This is a genomic window from Nesterenkonia halobia, from assembly GCF_039536005.1.
Lineage (GTDB): Bacteria > Actinomycetota > Actinomycetes > Actinomycetales > Micrococcaceae > Nesterenkonia > Nesterenkonia halobia.
In genome coordinates this window covers 10732-27182 of sequence record NZ_BAAAYG010000001.1, presented here as the reverse complement: position 1 = coordinate 27182, position 16451 = coordinate 10732, and the positions used below count along the sequence as shown (strand labels likewise).

Sequence of the window (16451 nt, the reverse complement as noted above, 5' to 3'; positions counted from 1 at the left end):
GAAGCCAATATGAACCCGCCCGCGGCCCCCGCTGCTTGACGAGACCACTGTCACCTACTCGCTCGGTAGCCCCTCGAAGCGCCCGCCCTCGTTTACTCGTTTCCTGACGGGGGTCACGAGTAAGGTAGGGGACAAGACAGATCGGAGGTGTCGCCACGTGTTGGATCTCGCAGTCGAGCGCGCGGCCCTCATCGGACTGCTGAGCAGTGGGCCGAAAATGGAATGGGCCAAGTATCGCAACGCGATCTCTATGGGCCAGTATCCGACCGAGCTCGGAGCCACTGAAGAGCACATCCAGACCGGCCAGCACGTCATCGCCGAGTGGCACCACCGCGTCGGTGGCGCGAACTTCTACACGTGCCTCGACGAAGGGTACCCCGCCCAGTTGCGCGACGTGTGGGACTTCCCTCCGTTCGTATTCATCCGCGGAGACGAGACCCCGTTGCGGCGTCTTCAAGGAGACGTCGGGGTATGCGTCGTCGGATCGCGGAAGCCCACTCAGCAGGGCCACGCCGCCGCAGACTTCATCTCTCGCCAACTAGCTCAGCTGGGCATCACGATCATCTCCGGATTGGCTGAAGGCGTCGACCGCGCAGCTCACCAAGCCGCGCTGGAGACCGGGGCACGGACGGTCGGTGTCATCGGTACCGGGATCGACCGCTACTATCCGACCACGTCGAGGCCGTACCAGGAAGCCATGGAGAACGGCCACGGCATGGTCCTCTCACAGTTCGGTCCCGGTGCGTCACCGACTCGCGCGTCGTTCCCGATGCGCAACGCAGTCATGTCGGCGTACGGTCGCGCGACAATCATCGTTGAAGCTTCAGAACAGTCCGGGACGAAGCATCAGGCACAGCACGCGGTAAAGCACGGACGTCCTGTGATCCTTGCAGAACCGGTTGCACGTAAGACGACCTGGGGCGCGCGTCTGGCGGACGACAGCTCTGTGGATGCACACGTGGCCCATACCCCAGAGCACGCAGTGCAGCTTGCACGAGGGGTCATCGACAGGTCCGCACCACCTGCACCGACTCAGATCCTCGCCTTCTGATGGTGCCGATCGAGGCTGAGGACCAGGACTACCTTCGTCAGATCGCTCATCTAGTGCACAACGCCGGGCGCGATGCGGACGAGGCCCATGGGCAGACCAGCCCTTCCCTCCCCGTAGCGGAGGATCTATGCCACCGGTGTACCGCCCCGAAGAAGCCCACATACCCGACGTGCTACGCATGTGGCCACGCATATAACCAGGCCACGCAGTGGCTCCGGGCAGACAGTGAGATCTTCCTCATGTTCGCCATCGCGGGTGAACAATCCGGAAAGATCGCCCACAGCTACAAGGGCAATGAAGGGCATCCACAGTCAGCGGGGAGTCTCGACCGGATGAAGCTCCTGGCCTATTTCTTCGTGAAGTACCACTCCGCTTGTCTCGGCAAGCACTTGGGGCAAGGAATCACCAGTGTCTGCACAGTCCCCTCTGGCAAAGGTCGATCCTCGCACCCCCTGGAAACGGACATACTCCAGTACTTCACGCCACCGCTCGAACACGTAGGAGTGCGCAGAACTAGCGATCCGCACCACGCGAGTTCACGAGACAAGGGGATAAGTCCCGACCGATACGCTGTCGACGCCGACGTTAGCGGTCGCCATGCCCTCATCGTCGAAGACACATGGGTCAGCGGGACACAGGTTCGCAGCGTCGCAGCAGCGCTCAAGAAAGCGGGGGCCAGTAATGTCAGTGTCCTGTGCCTGGCCCGCTTCTTGAACCCCTCCTATTCGGAAACTTGCACCTGGCTGGAACGCACGAGAGACTTCCTCCCACCGTATGATCCCGCGTTCTGCCCAGTGACCCGGTCCATGAGCTGTCCGTGATCCTCAGAGCCGGCCCGGACCCGCCCCATCACTTCGAGGGGGCGTTCCATGCCCTGTGGAGAACTGCGCCGCAATGCGGCGGGCACGGTCAAGCCCCCGCTTGGCGGGGAAATGAGCATTCACTCTATTGGGACACTGCTGGCCAATGGCGCCGCCACCCAACCACGGTCGGGTTGTTGAAGAGACCACCCAGGCGCGCGTCACAACGCCGGCCCCGGAGTGATGGTCAGCGATAATCGCGGGTATGGCTTCACCTGCGGAGAAGACGCTCGGCGATGTGCTCGAGACGTACTACTACCACTCGACCGATACCCGGGACCGTGGAGACAAGTTCGAGCGGCTGATCCGTTCGTACCTGACCACCGATCCGGTGTGGTCGGATGAGTTCTCCGAGGTCTGGCTGTGGTCGGAGTACCCGGACCGGGGTAATCGGCGTGACAACGGGGTCGACCTGGTGGCGAAGTCTCGCTTCACCGGGGAGCTGACGGCGATCCAGTGCAAGTTCATCGATCCGGACTCGACGATCAGCAAGAAGGGGATCGATTCGTTCATCTCCGAGGCTGCTCCGCCGGAGTTCTCCGACCGTCTGCTGGCTCATACTGCGCAGAAGCTGGGGCCGACGGCCCAGGACGCGTTGGAGCGCAACAACGTGCGGGTGCTGGATCTGCCGCAGATGGATCGTTCGGACATCGACTGGTCGCAGTTCGCCGTCGAGACTCCGGACCGGTTGGTCCGTCATTCGAGTGCGAAGAAGACGCCGTTCCCGTATCAGCGGCAGGCGATGAACGATGTCGCCGCCGGGTTCGAGGCCTCGGATCGGGGCAAGATGATCATGGCCTGCGGGACGGGCAAGACCTATACCGCGCTGCAGATCGTCGAGGAGCAGATCCCCTCGGACGGGTATGTGCTGTTCCTGGTGCCCTCGATCGCGCTGTTGGATCAGACGCTGCGCGAGTGGAAGGCCGACGCCTCTGAGGAGTTCCGTGCGCTGGCGGTCTGCTCGGATGCCAAGGTCGGGAAGAACTCGAACAATGAGGACATCTCGACCACGGAGCTGGTCGTGCCGGCGACCACGGATGCGCAGAAGCTGATCGATCAGCGTCGGCTGGCCCGGCGGTTCAACGGTCGCACGGTGGTGTTCTCCACGTATCAGTCGATCGAGGCGATCGCCGAGGCTCAGCGGCAGGGCTTCCCGGAGTTCGATCTGGTCATCTGCGATGAGGCTCACCGGACGACGGGGGCGACGATCGCCGGCCAGGACGAGTCGGCGTTCACCAAGGTTCACAACAACAGCTTCCTGCGTGCGGCCAAGCGGCTGTACATGACCGCGACGCCGCGGGTCTTCGAGGAGAACACCAAGGCCAAGGCTGAGGAGAACTCGGTGGTGGTCGCCTCGATGGACGACGAGGAGCTCTTCGGCCCGCAGTTCTACCGATTGGGCTTCGGCGAGGCCGTCGAGAAGAACCTGCTGACCGACTACAAGGTCCTGGTGCTTGCGGTCGACGAGAGTGCGGTCAATGATCAGCTGCAGCGGCTGCTCACCGATGCCCACGGCGAGCTGGGGATCGATGATGTCGCCAAGGTGGTGGGCTGCTGGAACGGGCTGGCCCACCGCGGCGAACACTTCCCGAACCAGACCGACGAGACCGGGGCTGGGCCGGCGCCGGCGCGGCGGGCGATGCAGCGGGCGGTGGCCTTCGCTTCGAACATCAAGGAGTCCAAGCGGGTGTCCTCGATGTTCGAGACCATCACCGCGGAACTGGCCGCCACCTCGGAGAACTCGCTGGTCTGCAGTGCTGAGCATGTCGACGGTGGGATGAACGTCGCTGAGCGGACCGGCAAGCTCAACTGGCTCGAGGCCGAGCCTGATGAGGATGAGTGCCGGATCCTGTCCAACGCCCGGTGCCTGTCCGAGGGTGTGGATGTCCCCAGCTTGGATGCGGTGATGTTCCTGAACCCGCGCAACTCCCAGGTCGATGTCGTCCAGTCCGTCGGCCGGGTGATGCGCCGGGCTCCGGGGAAGGACTATGGCTACATCATCTTGCCGGTCGGGGTGCCGGTCGGCCAGGACCCGGCGACGGCGCTGAAGGATTCGAAGAAATACAAGGTCATCTGGAGCGTGCTCAACGCGCTGCGCTCCCACGACGACCGGTTCGAGGCCACGGTCAACAAGATCGATTTGAACCAGGACCGCGGCGGGACCATCGACGTCATCGGCGTCGGCACCGGTGGTGGTGATGACGACGACAGCTCGGTGACCACCAGCGTGCAACCGATCCTGGCGGACTTCCCCGGACTGGAGGAGTGGAAGGACGCGATCTACGCGAAGATCGTGCAGAAGGTCGGCGACCGCGAGTACTGGGAGAACTGGGCGGCGACCATCGCCGATGTCGCAGCCCGGCACACCGAGCGGATCACCGCCCTGGTCAAGGGCACCGGTCAGCACACTCCGATCCAGCAGGTCAACGAGCACTTCGAGGCCTTCGTCACCGCGCTGCAGCGAAACCTCAATGAAGGGGTCAGCGAGGACGATGCGATCTCGATGCTCTCGCAGCATCTGATCACCAAGCCGGTCTTCGACGCGCTGTTCGCCGGCTATGACTTCGCCACCCGTAACCCGGTCTCGCAAGTCATGGACGAGATGATCGACGCACTGGCCGGTAACAACCTCGAAGCCGAGACCTCCGAGCTGGAATCCTTCTACGCCTCAGTGGCCCGCCGGGCGGAGGGCATCGACAACGCTGAGGGCAAGCAGCGGATCATCACCGAGCTGTACGAGAACTTCTTCAAACAGGCCTTCCCCAAACAGGCCGACTCGCTCGGGGTGGTCTATACCCCGGTTGAGGTCGTCGACTTCATCATCCGCTCGGTCGACGAGCTCTCCAGAGAGCACTTCGGCGCCGGGCTCTCGGACGAGGGCGTGCACGTGCTCGACCCGTTCACCGGCACCGGTACCTTCATCGTCCGGCTGCTGCAGTCGGGGGTGATCAGTCCGCATGATTTGGCGCGCAAGTACGCCGGGGAGCTGCATGCCACCGAGCTGATGCTGCTGGCCTACTACGTGGCCGCGGTCAACATCGAGGCCACTTACCACGGGCTGATGGCCGAGCAAGATCCCGAAGCCGAGTACGTGCCGTTCGAGGGCATCGTACTGGGGGATACCTTCCAGATGAGCGAGGTCGATGACCAGATCGATCTGGAGATGTTCACCTCGAACAACGCTCGCGCCCAGCGCCAACTCGACACCGACATCCGAGTGATCATCGGCAACCCTCCCTACTCAGCGGGGCAGACGAGCGCGAATGACAACAACGCCAACGCTGAGTATCCCAGCCTGGATAAAAGGATTCGGGATACTTACTCGAGGGCGTCCCATGCAGTTTCTGCGCGAACGCTCTATGACTCCTACGTCCGCGCAATCCGGTGGGGCACCGACCGCATTGGCGACAAGGGTGTGCTGGCCTATGTCTCCAACGGTGGCTACATCGACTCGAACTCCGCCGACGGGTTGCGCAAGAGCTTCGTCGAGGACTTCGACCACCTCTACATCTACAACCTCCGCGGAAATGCACGGACTTCGGGCGAGTTGCGCCGCAAGGAGAAGGACAACGTCTTCGAGCAGGGGAGCCGGGCGACGGTCGCGATCATGATCGGGGTCAAAGACCCCGCCCACACCGGTGACTGCCAGCTGTACTACCGCGACATCGGCGACTACCTCACTCGCGAGGAGAAGCTCGCCACTCTCGAGGCCGGCGCGGTCGGCGATGTGGAGTGGGAGATGATCGCGCCGAACAGCAAGGGCGAATGGATCAACCAGTCCAGCGACGTCTTCGACACCCTGCCCCCGCTGGGCGACAAGAAGGGGGCGACCGGCATGCCTCCCATCTTCAATACCTACACGTTGGGCCTCGGGACGAACCGTGACGCGTGGGTCTACAACTACTCCCGTGAGGCGTTGCAGGCGAACGTCGAAGCTATGACCGCCACCTATACGGAGGCCCGACGCGCATACCAGGCCGCGGAACGTTCGAAACGGAATGAGAAGGACGTCGCAGAGTGGCTGAAGGACCAGCCAGCATTCTCCGACCCGACGCGCATCTCCTGGGCTCGCTCTCTCCGCAACTGCGTTGCCCGCAACCGAGACCTCGCACCCCAGGAGTCCGGGTACCGTGAGGGCGTCTATCGGCCGTTCGCCAAGCAGAACGTCTACTTCGGCGCCGCGTACAACCACGAACGAAGCCAACTGCCATCGGTGTTCCCGACGCCGGAGCTCCCTAACTACGGGTTCTACCTCACGGCTCCTGGTTCTGGTCATGAAGCGACCCTGCTGGCCATGGATCAGGTCCCCGATTTGGCGTTCTGGGGGAGCGGCGGCGGTCAGTTCTTCGCTCGCTTCACGTATCAGCCGGAGCCAGAGGGGCAACTCGGCATCGGTGTCGACGGCGACGTCGTCGATGGGTACCGGCGCATCGACAACGTCAGCGCCGATGCGCTGGCCCGTTATCGGAGTGCGTTCGGCGATCACGTCACCAAGGACGAGATCTTCGCCAGCATCTATGCGTTGCTCCATTCTGACCAGTACCGAAGCCAGTTCAGCGCGGAACTGACACGTCAGCTTCCACGGATCCCGCTGCCAGCATCGGCCGAGGACTTCGCCGCCTTCGCGGAGGCTGGTCAGAAGCTGATCGACTTGCATATCGACTACGAGAACGCCGATCCGTATCCCCTGCATGAAGAGCATGCCGTCGGTGAGGAGGCCGATCCTGAGTTCTACCGAGTGCAGAAGATGCGGTGGGGCGGCAAGGCCCGCAGCGCGGACAAGTCCCGGCTGGTCTACAACACCAACGTCACCCTGAGTGGCATCCCCGATGAGGCCCATGAGTATGTGTTGGGTTCTCGCAGCGCCCTGGAGTGGGTGATCGACCGGTATCAGGTCAAGACGGACAAGGCCTCCGGCATCGTCAACGACCCCAACGACCGGGCACAGGAGCACGGCGACCCGCGCTACATCGTCGATCTGATCAAGCGGGTCACCACGGTGTCGGTGGAGACGAGGAGAATCGTGCGGGACCTGCCAATACTCGACCTCGACGACGGGCCGTCGGTTGCTTGGTGATCAAATCGGGAAACCAATATCCGGTTCACTTGCCTCTAAGCCCTAAAAGGGGGCTACTGGCGGTTTGGTCGCCCCGTCAGCTTCTAGGGGGTGCCGGCATTGACCCCTACCCCGGTCAAGGCGTCACGTGGTGGTCTCAGTAAAGAAGCGTCGCCAAACAATAATTGGAGAAGTTAATGAGCGACAAGCCTCCAAAATGGACCAAGTCTCTGTATTTTATTGGCGTAGCAGTAATCATTCTTATAAATATTGTGGCGGCAATGGAGTTCTACTCCGAGGCCTCGAGCACTGAGGCCTCGAATGCTGAATGTGAATGCCCGGGTGCTGAAGGTTCTGGTGCTGAAGGTTCTGGTGCTGAAGGTTCGGATACTGAAGGTTCGGGTGCTGAAGGCCTGAGCGCTGTGGCGCTAGCGGTTGTGGTGGTAAATGCGTTGGTCTTCTTGTTCAGAGGCGGCTATGTCTTCTGGCGGCGGCACCAGCTTTTCAACGCGCGGACCATCCAGCGCTTTAATGAAGCGACTAACGCTGAACGGGTTGCTGTCTATGTGTTCGGGGTATTGCTGCTGGCATTCCTCAGTCAGGGCATAGGAAACGGGATAGGGCTGGATATCGGCAGTTCCCTTACTAGCCTGGGAGAGAGCGTCATGCTCCTGGCCATCGGTGCGCCGGTGATCACATACCTGACATCTGGATATGGCAAGATCCGGGAAATCGTCCGCGAAGATGGTGATTCCTCCGCGTGATCTAGGGTGAATCGCCTGTAAGTATCTTGGTGGCTGCCCTGGGGCTGGTGAACCGGATCCGGCGGGCCCGCATCGCCCTCCGGGGGATGCGAGTAGGCCTTGTCCGCAATGACCTATTCCAGTCGAGTCCGTGGCGGGCCTGGCGAGCGGTGAGGATGATGCTCATCGGCAGTCCGCCGGACTTGACCCGGCCCTGGCGACTTTGCTGGGTGACGGATTGGGTCAGGACCTGTCCGGTGTACCGGCTCCGGCGTTCGGCTGGTTCTCGGCGGTGAGGGCAGCCAGCTCGGCATCATTCCAATTGGGAGCTGGAGGTGGTGTCTCGGTTTCTGGTGTGGCGGTGGGGGCGGAGTCCCAGCCAGCTGCGTGGTGATCGATCCGTTTCGGGTCTGATGCGGCGTTGTCTGTGGGGGCCTTGTCGGCGATCTGGTGGTGTGGGTCCTCCAACAGGTCCGGCGGTGTCAGGTCGGTGCTGTAGTCCTCGATGATCGTGTCGAAATGGGCCTGTTCTTCAGCCGTCTCGGCGGTGGACTGGACCGTTGTGGCGGCGACTGAGCGATGACTATCCCAGGGGTCATCGGAGACCGGCACTCGGGCGTCGGTGATGGCTTTGGCCGCAGTGCGGTAGTAGGGCGCGAGGTAGTCGTTGCCCGAGGGCTCGGTGCCCAGTGGGGTGTCGGCATCAGTCTGATCCGAGACCGCGCGCCACATCAGCACTGCTTCCAGCGTCTCGCGCTGACGGTCCTGGGTGCTGTGTGCGGCCAGCTCGGTCCACCAGTTCGGCAGATCCGATTCGACCTGCTGCCGGCGCTGGTCGAGTTCATCGGTGATGTCGCTCTGAAGCTGGGTCAGCGCACGGGACTGATCGGTGCCGGTGGTGTCGATCGACTCCAAGATGTCGGCCGGCCCGGTGCGAGCAGGCTGCACTGGTGCGCAGTCGGTGACGATGCTCTCGACGCTCAATCCCTCGGGCTGGTCGCCGGCGGGCTCGTCGGCGACCTCGGAGGGGTCGGCATCGTCGCCGGTGGCGAGTTCGGCTGGGGTCTGCGGTGGTGGAGCTGGGTGGGTGTTGGCCGGGTCGGCTGAGACCAGCCGTGGCCACTCCGGGTCCTGCTGCAGGGTCTGAAGGCCCTGCTCGCCGTAGTGGCTGATCGCCCAGGTTTGGGTCCGGGCGGTGCGGGCGGCGAAGGCGAGGTAGTCGTGTTCGTGCATCATCCGCCCCAGGTCGTGGGCCCAGCCGTATTCGGCGTCCTGGATCTCGTGGGCGGTGCGTTCTGCGGTGGAGCGCTTCAGCACGGTCTGCAGAGCTTCGGAGGGAGTCTGAGGGCCGGCTGTCTGGTACATCATCTTCCAGGGGTCTGGGCTGTCGGCGGCGTCGTCCTCACGCAGGTCGACGTAGGCGTGGTTGGCGTATTTTCCACGGGTCATCGAGACGTAGAAGAGCTCGCGGCTGAGGCCGGAGGTGGCGATGCAATGGGCTGTGTCGACAGTGACGCCCTGCGACCTGTGGGCAGTGGTGGCGTATCCGAGCTCGACGGATTTGGCCAGGTAGTCCTCGTGGATGGTGATGGTGCCGCCGGTGGCGTGGTTCGTCGCCGTGGCGGATCCGTCGTCGTGGATGCCGGTGATCGTCAGCCGGCTGCCGTTGGCGATGAAGGTATCGGTCGAGTCCACCGCCCGCCGGTCGTTGCGGCGGGCGAGGATGGTGTCACCGATGCCGGCGAAGGAGTCGTCTTTCAAGGTCACGGTCTGGGTGATATCGACGTCGCCGGCGGCGACCAGGTCTGCTTGGGCTCGACGGTCGAGGTCGATGACGGTCTGGTTGTCGGAGGCGATGAGGATCGACTTGTACCCGGCCTTCCGGTCGGCCATCCAGGCCTGGTAGGCGGACTCGGATGGGTCCTCATCAGGGGTGCCGTGCAGCCTGCCGGCCTCGTCATAGGTCTCCAGCACCTCAGGGTCTCCGGAGCGCAGTCGAAGAGAAGCCGACTGCTCCCAGGGGTTCTTGAAGCGCCAGAGCTGATCCAGGTACGAGGGGTTCTGAGTGCGGTCGATGAGGCCGAGGAAGCCTCCGGCGTCGACGGCGTCGAGCTGCGCGGGGTCACCGACCAGCAACAGCTTCGCGTCCGCGGCGTCAGCCTGCTGGGCGATTTCAGCCATCTGCTCGGTGGAGACCATCGAGGCCTCGTCCATGATGACCAGCTGCCCGGGACGCATCACGTATCGAGCTTGGGCGGCATACTCCTGGGCGAGCTTGGCCCGAAGCCCTTCGGCGCGCGCAGTGGCCAGTGCCGGCGCATCGTTGGAGACAGCGATCTGCTCGATCTTGGTCTCGTAGAACTTGATGCGATCGGCACGTTCGGCCGCACCCCGACCGACCGATTCGTAGATCCATTTGGCGGTGTTCTCCGCTATGGCTCCAAGGTCTTGGGACAGTACCTCCGCGGATACCGCGCTGGGGGCCAGTCCGATGACGGAGGACTCGCCATAGTCCTCGGACCAGAGCTGGCTAACCGCAGCCATGGTGGTGGTCTTCCCGGAGCCGGCGGGACCGATGATCGCCTCGATCCCCGCGGCCGAGGAGAGCACCTGACGGCTGGCCTCGGCCTGGTCGCTGCTGAGGCTGTGGCCGTCCTTGGTCTCGACGTGGGCGACCCGTTCGGCGAGGGGCTCGGGATCCAGGCGGGGCGCGTCTGTGGCAGCTCGCCGGGAGAGCAGGTACTCCTCGTCGTCGAGACGTTGGCGGGTGGTGAAGACGCCGGCGGTGTGGCGGTGATCGAAGACCGAACGACCACGGTGAGCGACTGCCGGGTCGTGGGTCTCGGGGACGACGGAGCGGGCCGAGGTCAGCGAGACGGCCTGGCTCTCGGCACGGGCAACCAGAGTTTCGGTCAGCCGGTGCCGTTGCTGGAGATCGCGGCACCGGACCAGCCGCAGCACACGCTCGGATGAGGCGATGAGGTTCGCACGGGTGAAGGTCGCGCGACGCTGGGCGGTGTCATCCAGCGCCCAACGGGCGAGCTTGTCGTAGACCTCGTCGGTCAGCATGTCCGGGGTGATGGATTGATCGGGATGTCCGGTGGCCTCGGTGATCAATCGGTCTGGGTCGTATCCGGACAGCTCAGTGCGACGCCGCCAGCCGATCATCTTCTGGTCCAGCGTGGTGTCGCAGTCGTCCTTCGGCGTCCGGGTCTCCAAGGTGGCGCGTTGACGCAGCTTCAGGACCTGAGCTGCTGAGGGGGAGCGACCGGTCCTCTGCTGATGCTCGGCGATGAGCTCGTCTGTGCGTTCTTCGATGGCCAGACTGCGCTCGGAGAACTCGGTGATCAGCTCGTCGGGGATGCCGGCCAGCTCCACTCTCTGGGGAGGGTCAGCCTCCTGGTCGTTTGGAGTGCCATCGGGCTTTTTCCGCAGCGCGTCCTTGACCGCCTCGACGGCTGGATCGTCCCCGAGATTGCGAGTTTCTGGAAGGGCACCGATGTCCTGGTGAAGGGCGTCGAAGAGGAGGTTGTTGTACTGCTCGGAGATCGCGACGACGTGGCGGTGCAGCGTGTAGGAGTCGATGCTGACCCACTGGCCGTCGCTGCTGCGCTGGGCTCGGTTGGAGACGACGCAGTGGGAATGCAGCTGAGGGTCGCCGGCGCGGGAGTCCCAGTGGTCGAAGACTGAGGCGATCATGCCCTCGATGGGCACGTGGGCGACGCCGCCGTGGCCGGCCCGGGTCTGGAGTACGTTCTGCTCGGCCCATTCCAGGGTCTGCTCCATGGCTTTGTGGTGGGCGTGTTGGATGCGCTTCTGCAGCTCGGGGCCGGCGACGGCCCAGGCGACCGAGACCGACTTCGGCGCGGAGAAGGTCAGGTCGAAGCCGGCGACCTGTTCGCGGGTCGACTTCGCGGCCGCACCGGTGGGGGTCTTCGCTCCTTCGGGGGCTTCGCGCTTCGAGCTGGTCATCACTCGGCCCAGTGGCCGGCCGGTGGTCGGGTCGGCCATGTCCTCGTAGAGCGACTTGGCCGCCTCGCGGCTGACTGTCTGGCCGGCGGCCAGGTTCAGTCCGGCCAGCCCGCGGCCGATCCACCGACCAGGCGGCGTCTGGGTCTCGGTGTAGTAGCTGGTCATGTCCCGGCCGGCTCCGTCGCCGTCGCCGACGGCGGCGGAGTTCAGGTAGTAGTCGATGGACATCTTCGAGATCGAGACGGTCACGGTGCTCCTCGTCTGTTGATGATGCTGGTCGGCTGGGCGGCCATGTGGCCGGTCACGGGTGTGGCCGGTCAGTGGCCGGTGGCCGGGGCTCTATCCGGCGCGGAGTCGGCCGACTGCTGACCAGCGGCCTGGCCAGTGGTGTCCGGTCGTGGCCGTGTCCGGTGTGGCCGGCTGGCGTGGTCGAGCAGTCGGTCTCGGGCGCGAGACCAGTAGGACAGGATCGCAGCGTCGTCCCGGCTGATCCTGGTGTCCGGCTGGCCGGACACCGCCTGCTGCAGCCGGCCGGCCAGTTGGTCCCAGTGGGTGATGACGGTGGCCATGACTGTGTGCCGGCGGTCGGCCTCGATGAGCATCTCGGCCAGGTCGGCGCGCTCGGCGGCCAGTTGCCGGTAGGCCGCCTGGCCGGCGGCCAGCCTGTCCTTGACCGCGGCCAGTTCCTCGGCCAGCTCCTCTGTCCGGTCACTGCCGCGGCCACGTGTCCGACCAGAGGGTCGGCCGGTGGCCGGCGCGGCTGACCGGTCAGCGTCGGCGGTGGCCGCGGCCAGCTCGGCTTTGGCCGCGGTCAACTGTTGCTGGACGGTGCGTGTCCGCTCGCCCTCGCGCTGGGCGATGCGATCGATGCGCCGACGCTCGCTGCGCAGGTCGCTGCGCAGCTGACGGATCGTCTCGTCGCGCTCCGACAGTCGTTGCCGCATCTGCCCGACCTGGGTGGTGAGCTGCTGGATCTGGCGGGTGCTGGTGTCGAGCGCGTCGCGCGCGTCGGGGGCGGAATTCCCACGGAGCCGACGCTTCTTCGCCGCTTCCCGGCACCGCGGCGCGCAGTAGATCTGCTGGGCCGGCGCATCTGCGTCGAGGCCCTGCAAGCAGTTCGGACACTGCCGCTGCATCCGGTGATTATGCGGGGCGGTCATGTTCCTGGTTCGCCGTGACTCGGGTGAGGCATGTGTCAGGTACCGGGGACAGATGTCCCCAGGGTGCACCTTGGTGCCAGAGGTGTGAACGTAGATTCTCTGGTTTGCTCGTCGGTAGGTGGGGCCTGTGGGCCTCTCCTACTGGCGTGCGATTCGGGTGGTTCTGGGCGGTGCTGATGCTGCGGCGCTGGTGTGCGCGCTGGGCGGCATCTGGGTGTCTGGAGCGAGCTGGTGGCGCGGCGCGGCGATGTGGCAGGTGTGGCGAGGGTGGGCAGATGGCGGCGGAGACTGCGGTGGACCGCTGGGTCTTCGGGCAGTCCTGCTGATGCGGGTGGCTGGGTGCCGGCGGTGTCGTGACTGGGGCTGGGCCGGTGCGCGTGGGCACCTGGGTCAGGTGCTGGGTGAGGGCGCAGGCGAGTGGCCCTGGAGTTTCGAGGGCAAGGATGCGACGGAGGAGCATCCGCGGCAGCTTTCTTGGTGAGCGTGGCCGGTCAGGTGGGTGTGGGTGTCCGGACACCCACACCCACAGGTGGACACGGCAGGTGACCGGCCGGACGGCGGGTCCCGGTGTCCGGCCACGCAAGGGGCTGTGGCCGGCCACCCGGCCACGGCAGCGGACACATGAGTGGGCGGCCAGTTGGCCGGTCAGTCCGGGAGGGCCGGCCACAGGGCCGGCTCCGCGTGGCCGGCGGGTGGAGCAGCTGGCCACCGGCAAGGTGGCCGGGTAGAGGCGCGGCCGGCGGCCGCGCACGCCGGGATCGGACAGCATGGCCGGGCAGCTCGATGGTGCTCAGGTGGCCGGTCGATTCCAAGGTGACCACAGCACCCCCGGTGCCTCAGCCGCGGCCAGCACCATGGTGGCCGGCCGGACGCCGGCGGTGTCGGGCCACGCGGCTACGCTGTGGCCATGACCGATGACCGGTCGCAGCCCTGCCGCTACTGCGGTGCGCTCGTCGCCAGCGCGGACACGCTGACCCACCTGCGGTGGCACACCACTGTCGATCCCGACCTGGAGGAGCCGACCTCGGTGCACGGGTTCTGGACTCGCACCGGTGAATGGATCGAGACCGCCCGATAACCCAGCACCGACGACGAAGCCTGAGCGACTACAACGCCCAGGACGCTGCGCTGCGCGCCGCGTGGGGGCCCTCGGTGGAGGTCCCAGCCCCGGCAATGGATGAGGCCGGCTACTCCCGGTGGAAGCCCTGGCGGGCCTTCCGATGCCTGAGATGCCGGCTTCTCATCGAAGAGCGGCACTTGGTCGTGCACGCCGACTTCCACGACCGGCTCGACGCGTGGCTCGCCGAGTGAACAAACCGGGCACGTGGACGAGCGAACCTCACGCCTTTGGTCACTGGCGCGCAGAGAGCAGCTGACTGGATCCCTCGTCGTGGTGCTGAATGTGGGGACCGGGCCCGGTTGCTGGCACCGGGGCGACGGCTCATACAGAGATGAGCATGGTCCGGTCCTGGCAGTCCAGGTTCGCCCGTGAATTCGATGGCAAGGGGTCCGAGGAACGAGGACCCCGCGGCAGCATTTCCAGGACTGGGGCACTGTGGGGAGCACTCCGGTTCGCGGCAGCACATGGCTTAGATACAGGTGTGGCCCCGCAGGGTGCTCTGCGGGGCCACACGATCGAGGGGCGGGAGGATGGTCTTCTAGGTGCCGGACCAGGTGTAGTCGTTGACGACGAGGCAGTCGGCGTCGTCGGGGTCTTCGGCTGTGGTGATCGCCCAGAAGCGTGAGCCTGCGCTTCCCTTCCAACCGTCTTGGCTGACCCAGCGCCAGGTGACCTCCATCTCGATGGAGCTAGCGTCGTGGTGGGTGGAGGGCTCGGTCTCCGTCAGGGTGATCGCTTCGTGCTCGGCGGGCTGGTTCCATGCTGTGCCGGCCGGACGCTGCGGCACGCCGACGTTCTCCGCCCGGTCGGGGTGCATCAGGTACTTCGCGCGGACCTCGGCATCTGCGGTATTCCAGTCGTCGGCCGCGTTCCAGGTGGTCATGACACGGGCGGCTTCTTCGGCGAGGGCCTGTTCATCGGTCCAGCAATGATCCTTGGGCTTCGTCGCGCCCAATGGGCGGCTGTCGTCGCTGGGGTCGACGTTGTAGGCGACCGATTCGAAGGGGCCGCCGGTCTCATCGTCAGACGGCGACGCCGAGGTCTCAGGATCGGTGGCCGATTCCGACGGGGAAGGGCTCGACGTGGACTCATCAGGTGACGGCGTGGCCGTGGACTCGGGTGCTCCGGCTGACGTGGGCTCTGGCCCGCTGGAGGTCTGGCAGGCGGCGAAGATGCCGCCGATGAGGATCAGCAGCGCCAACACACCGACGATGATGAAGATGACCCGGAAGCGGCGCAGCTCGGGATTCGTCGCGGGCATCAGAGGGCTCCCATCTTCTTCAGGATCGGTTCAGGATCGACGGCGTGGGTGTAGGTCGGCTTGCTGGGATCCGCGCCGGGGGCGTTGATCTGGAAATGCAGATGAGCACCGGAGGAGTTACCGGTGCTGCCTTCGAGGCAGACCTGGTCTCCGGTGTCGAGGGTATCGCCGTCCTCTGCCGCGCTGCCTGCCTGGCAGTGGTGGAACTCGAAGATCGGCAGTGAGTCGGTGTCAGCGTCGTCTTTGACCTGCTGGGCGACGACGTAGGTGCCCTGGTACTGGTTCGATCCGGTGGCGGTGACCTTCATCTTCGTCGGCGCGACGACTGAGGCCCCGCCTCCGGCGGAGAAATCCACTCCCTGATGATTGGTGACGAAGTCGTTACAGTCGGTCCCGGACGGGCAAGGCCGTGAGCCGAAGCCGGAAGTGCGCTCACCACCAGGCAATGGATGTGCCCATTCTCCGTCAGTCAGGCCGGCCATCACGGTCTGCACATCGCCGCAGTTGCTCGGGGACGCATCGGTGGTCTGAGCAGCAGGCTCGACGTACGCCGCTCGTTGGATCTGGTCTTCCGAGTCGCCGGAGCTTGCTGTGGCGTATTTCTCGGCCAGCCGGGTGATGTCTCGGACGTAGTTCTGGGTTTCCTGGTACGGCGGGATGCCGTCGGCGTCCTGGACTGCGCCGGGTCCGGCATTGTATGCGGCCAGCATCAGGCGGATCTCTTCGTCGTGACCGGAGGCGATGTCGGCGATCTGGCTGCGCAGGTGGCCCATGTAGCGCCCCTGGGCGGCGATGGCGTCGTCAGGGTTATAGGGGTCGCCTTCGCCCCACTCGTCCCAGGTGCTGGGCATGAACTGCGTCAGCCCTTGGGCTCCGACGTGGGATTTCGCGTCGGGGTTCCAGTTTGATTCCGCTTCGATCTGAGCGGCGAGGATGTTGACGTCGACTCCGGAAGACTCCGCGGCACTGGCCAGGTTGTCCTGGTACTCGGAGGGGATCTGTTCGGAGCCGACGAGCTCGGGGTCGAGACAGCTAGTCGCCCCGCTGCCGACTGTCGAGGCGGTCTGTTCCTGCGAGACGCCACCCGGTGTCATCGCCACCAGGGCGACGAAGCCGCCCAGCAGAGCAAGCAGCAGTGTCACAGCGACGAGCCCGGCTGCGACGGTGAGTCCTGATGCGGTCTTCATGGTGATCCTCTTAGTGGTGCGGTGCGGGTGGCGCCCTCCGG

The 16451-nt window shown here is 65.1% G+C and carries 8 protein-coding genes; 4 read left to right on the top strand and 4 right to left on the bottom strand.

Features of this window, described 5'->3' with window-relative positions; translation table 11 throughout:
- The first annotated feature begins 157 nt into the window (after positions 1 to 157).
- The 3 genes from ABD652_RS00090 (at position 158) to ABD652_RS00080 (ending at position 7731) form a co-directional block, all read left to right on the top strand.
- Complete coding sequence (locus ABD652_RS00090) at positions 158 to 1051, top strand: DNA-processing protein DprA (protein ID WP_344717152.1); 894 nt, start codon at positions 158 to 160, stop codon at positions 1049 to 1051.
- A gap of 1065 nt (positions 1052 to 2116) precedes the next feature.
- A complete protein-coding gene (locus tag ABD652_RS00085; RefSeq protein WP_344717151.1) occupies positions 2117 to 6988 on the top strand; it encodes a DEAD/DEAH box helicase in 4872 nt (1623 codons plus the stop codon).
- A gap of 176 nt (positions 6989 to 7164) precedes the next feature.
- A complete protein-coding gene (locus ABD652_RS00080) occupies positions 7165 to 7731 on the top strand; it encodes a hypothetical protein (protein WP_344717149.1) in 567 nt (188 codons plus the stop codon).
- A 222-nt stretch (positions 7732 to 7953) separates the two neighbouring features.
- On the opposite strand, the gene mobF is transcribed toward ABD652_RS00080, so the two are convergent.
- Both mobF and ABD652_RS00070 read right to left on the bottom strand, forming a co-directional pair.
- The gene (gene mobF / locus ABD652_RS00075) at positions 7954 to 11931 is read right to left on the bottom strand and encodes a MobF family relaxase (protein WP_344717148.1); all 3978 of its coding nucleotides are present in this window, start codon (positions 11929 to 11931) and stop codon (positions 7954 to 7956) included.
- A gap of 68 nt (positions 11932 to 11999) precedes the next feature.
- A complete protein-coding gene (locus ABD652_RS00070; protein WP_344717147.1) occupies positions 12000 to 12818 on the bottom strand; it encodes a hypothetical protein in 819 nt (272 codons plus the stop codon).
- A 931-nt stretch (positions 12819 to 13749) separates the two neighbouring features.
- Between ABD652_RS00070 and ABD652_RS00065 the strand changes: the two genes are divergently transcribed.
- Positions 13750 to 13920, top strand: coding sequence for a hypothetical protein (locus ABD652_RS00065; RefSeq protein ID WP_344717146.1), 171 nt, complete (start codon positions 13750 to 13752; stop codon positions 13918 to 13920).
- 580 nt (positions 13921 to 14500) lie between these two features.
- On the opposite strand, the gene ABD652_RS00060 is transcribed toward ABD652_RS00065, so the two are convergent.
- A complete protein-coding gene (locus tag ABD652_RS00060; RefSeq protein WP_344717144.1) occupies positions 14501 to 15223 on the bottom strand; it encodes a flagellar basal body-associated FliL family protein in 723 nt (240 codons plus the stop codon).
- Positions 15223 to 16410, bottom strand: coding sequence for a transglycosylase SLT domain-containing protein (locus ABD652_RS00055; protein ID WP_344717143.1), 1188 nt, complete (start codon positions 16408 to 16410; stop codon positions 15223 to 15225). The genes ABD652_RS00060 and ABD652_RS00055 overlap by 1 nt, the downstream gene beginning before the upstream one ends.
- Positions 16411 to 16451 lie beyond the last annotated feature (41 nt).

Excerpts from the sequence above, each read along its gene's own strand:
- ABD652_RS00085 (WP_344717151.1), top strand. The coding sequence starts at position 2,117 with ATGGCTTCACCTGCGGAGAAGACGCTCGGCGATGTGCTCGAGACGTAC.
- ABD652_RS00080 (WP_344717149.1), top strand. The coding sequence starts at position 7,165 with ATGAGCGACAAGCCTCCAAAATGGACCAAGTCTCTGTATTTTATTGGC.
- ABD652_RS00070 (WP_344717147.1), bottom strand. The coding sequence starts at position 12,818 with ATGCAGCGGCAGTGTCCGAACTGCTTGCAGGGCCTCGACGCAGATGCG.
- ABD652_RS00065 (WP_344717146.1), top strand. The coding sequence starts at position 13,750 with ATGACCGATGACCGGTCGCAGCCCTGCCGCTACTGCGGTGCGCTCGTC.
- ABD652_RS00060 (WP_344717144.1), bottom strand. The coding sequence starts at position 15,223 with ATGCCCGCGACGAATCCCGAGCTGCGCCGCTTCCGGGTCATCTTCATC.
- ABD652_RS00055 (WP_344717143.1), bottom strand. The coding sequence starts at position 16,410 with ATGAAGACCGCATCAGGACTCACCGTCGCAGCCGGGCTCGTCGCTGTG.